This window comes from Streptomyces ossamyceticus, assembly GCF_001418475.1.
Lineage (GTDB): Bacteria > Actinomycetota > Actinomycetes > Streptomycetales > Streptomycetaceae > Streptomyces > Streptomyces ossamyceticus.
Genome location: NZ_LIQX01000891.1, coordinates 1 through 3,017, shown reverse-complemented (window position 1 = coordinate 3,017; position 3,017 = coordinate 1). Strand labels below are relative to the sequence as shown.

At 73.0% G+C, this 3,017-nt stretch carries 3 protein-coding genes; all 3 read right to left on the bottom strand.

Going from position 1 to position 3,017, the window contains the following annotated elements; genetic code table 11:
- Window positions 1-138: 138 nt before the first annotated feature.
- Window positions 139-282, bottom strand: a complete 144-nt coding sequence (locus AOK15_RS45430; RefSeq protein WP_157870526.1) for a hypothetical protein — start codon at window positions 280-282, stop codon at window positions 139-141.
- A 299-nt stretch (window positions 283-581) separates the two neighbouring features.
- Entirely contained in the window at window positions 582-1,604 is a 1,023-nt protein-coding gene (locus AOK15_RS40190; RefSeq protein ID WP_107099624.1) for a Yip1 family protein, read from the bottom strand.
- Window positions 1,605-1,715: 111 nt separating this feature from the next.
- Window positions 1,716-3,017: FG-GAP-like repeat-containing protein (locus AOK15_RS40185; protein WP_055524080.1), on the bottom strand; the 1,302-nt coding region annotated here is incomplete at its 5' end.

Here is a 3,017-nt window from a genome sequence, read left to right as displayed (position 1 = left end):
CCCTCCGCATAGCCAAGCTCGGTCGCGTTCAGTGGCCCGGTGTGCCTTTCGTCGACCACTCGTGGGTGAGGCGGGTTGGTCCGTGTCAGTCCGGGGGCGAGTTCCCGGGGGAGCGTCGGTGTGGTCGGAAAGGGTCGATCAGTCCCTGACGGGCGGCTCCCACAGCCCCAGCCGCTGGAGCCGGCGCTGTCTGGCGCGTTCGCCCAGGGCCGTCAGCCCGAAGACGAGGCCGAACCCCAGTCCGCCGCCCCCGAGCGTCAGGACATCATCGACCGTGTCCACACTGTCGAAATTCGCGACTCCCAGGAGTACGGCCGCCGATGCTGTCGTCCCCACGCCCACTGCGAAGGGTCGTCGGGCGGCGAGCTGCTGTGTGCGGGTAGGCCGTTCCAGCCCACCAAGGGCCCGGTCCAGGCCCCAGAACGCACGCGTGCAGCTCCTCCAAGCCTGCCTGACCAGCCGCCGGACGGTCGTCATGGGGGAACACCTCGAACGGGAGCGTGATCGCGTCAAGTGAGTGAGGGGCTCCCCGCCGACCGGCCGGGAGCCCCTCACTCGTGTGCGCTCGAAGCGGGGTGCCTCTAGAACGTGCCCAGCTTGATCAGGGAGAGGATCGCGATCAGCTGGATCGCCGACGCGCCCAGGGCCTTCGGCCAGGGGAGGTCGTGGGACTTGGAGACCATCAAGGTCAGCAGGGCGCCCGCGGCGACCCAGGTGATCCAGCCGAGGATCTGGACGAAGGGCGCGTCGCCGCCCGCGAACATCGCCACGACCAGGCGCGGCGCGTCCGTGAGCGCCATGATCAGCATGGAGAGGCCGACCGTCGGCTGCCACGCGCCGTCGCCGCCCAGCTGGCGGGCCAGGGTGTGGGTGACCACGCCCAGGATGAACGTGCTCAGCACCATCGTCACGGCGGTGACCAGGACGATCGGCACGGCGTTCGACAGGGTCGCGTTGATCGCGTCCTCGCGGGCCGTGTCGAAGCCGAAGACGGCGAGCAGGCCGTAGAGGAACATCACGATCAGGGCCGGGCCCCACACCGCGTAGTCGCGCATCACCAGGAACGTCTGGTTCGGGCTGGTGACGATGCCCTTCAGGAGGTCCTTCCACGGCAGGCGCGGGCCGACCGGGGCCGCGGGGGCGTTCCCGGCGCGGTAGGTGTCGCCCTGCTGGTACGGGTCCTCGCCGACGGCGAACATCTGGGTGTGGCCCGGGTTGTTGGCCGCGTACGGGTCCGGGCCGGCGCCGCCGTGGTGGCCGCCGTCGCCGAAGTACTCCGGCTCGCCGTGGTTCCCCTGGCCCTGGTGGCCCTGGGAGCCGTAGTTGCCCGGGCGGCCGCCGTGCGTCTGCGGCCAGCCCTGGTTGCCGCCCCGGCCGCCGCCGTACGGCGGGCCCGGTGGCGTCTGGGGATAGCCGTACGACGGGCCGCCGGCCTGCGGGGCCTGCTGTCCGTGCGGGGGGTGTTGCGGTCGCGTCTGAGGAGCGCCGTTGTCCCGGCCGCGTCCGATCCTGAATCCAGCCACGTCATCGAACGTACCTGGTCCCGCCGAGCGGCGTGCCGGGCCGGGGGGCACCGGCCCGGCTTTGCGGCCGAGCTGTGACATCCCCTAAGGGATCGTCAGGTACTCGGGTCGGAGATTTCGTCGCGGGATCCTCCGGGAGTACTCAGGGTGTCGCGAGGGGCACTTATGGCCCGGCCGGGGGCCGGGGTCGGCTCAGTGGCTGCTCAGGTACCTGCCGTACTGCAGGGCCGTCGTCGGGGACGGGAGGCCCAGGTTGGACGGGGTGAGGGCGTACGAGCCCGTCGTGGACGTCTTCGGGAGGAGCCAGACGCCGCCGGAGCCGGCGTTCTCCCCGGGGGCGCCGACCGCCGTGTCGGGGACGCCGTTCTTGTCGTAGTCGCCGGTCGCGACGGCCGTGCCGAACGCGTCGCCGGTCTCGGCCGCGCCGGGGACATGGGGGCTGCCCTGGTTGTACGCGACGGACGTGGCCTCGCCGGACGGGTCGAGGACGCCGCCGCCGTGGCTCAGCAGCAGGGTCGCCGCGCCGGCGCGGGCGCGGCTGCCGATGGCCTCGCCGGGAGCACCGGCGATCAGGTCGTCGCGGCCGTCGCGGTTCCAGTCCAGCACGGCGAGGGACGCGCCGAAGCGGTCGCCGTCCTCGGCGACGCCGTACACGCCGACCGTGTCCTGGTTGAGGGTCTGGGTGCGGAAGCCGAACGAGCTCGGGTGGCCGTAGAGGACGTGGATGCCGCCGCCCTTGGCGTACGACTCCGGGCCGCACGGGTCGTCGATGTTCTCGTCGGCGATCTCGCGGCACTCGCCGAGGGCCAGGTCGTCCAGGCCGTCCCCGTCGAAGTCGCCGGTGGCGAGGGCGGAGGCCGCGCCGTTGCTGGCGTTCCAGAAGTTGTCCATGCGGCGCTCGGCCGGGTCCCACGTCCACAGCCGTACGTGCGACTGGGTGTAGGGGGCGTTGATCGTGTGGAACGCGAGGGCCAGGTCGTCCGTGCCGTCGGCGTTGAAGTCGCCCGTGGCGAGGAGGGGGGCGCGGCCGCCCATGGGTGTGGCGAGGACGGTGGTGGTGACGAGGTCCTCGCCGCCGTCGACGACGGCCCTCAGGACGACCTTGTCGCGGCCGCCGACCACGATGTCCCGGCCCCCGTCGCCGGTCACGTCGGCCGCGGCGACCGACCAGCCGTACGCGGAGTTGGACGACGGGCCGACCATGGCGTTCGAGCCGGGGCGCGAGCTGCCCTTGCCGCCGCCCACGACGACGACCACGCCCGCGTCCGTGCCGCGGCCGTTCACGTCCTCGCCGGGGGCGCCGACGATCAGCTCGGCCGTACCGTCGCCGCTGAGGTCCTCCAGCGCCACGGCCGCGCCGAAGCGGTCGCCCTTCTCCGGGGTGCCGGGGACCTCGGCGGTGGCCTGACTGACGCGGATGCCGCCGTGGCGGCCGACGCCCTTCGCGCCGCCCCACAGGACGTGGACGTAGCCGGCCTTGGCCTTGCCGTCCAC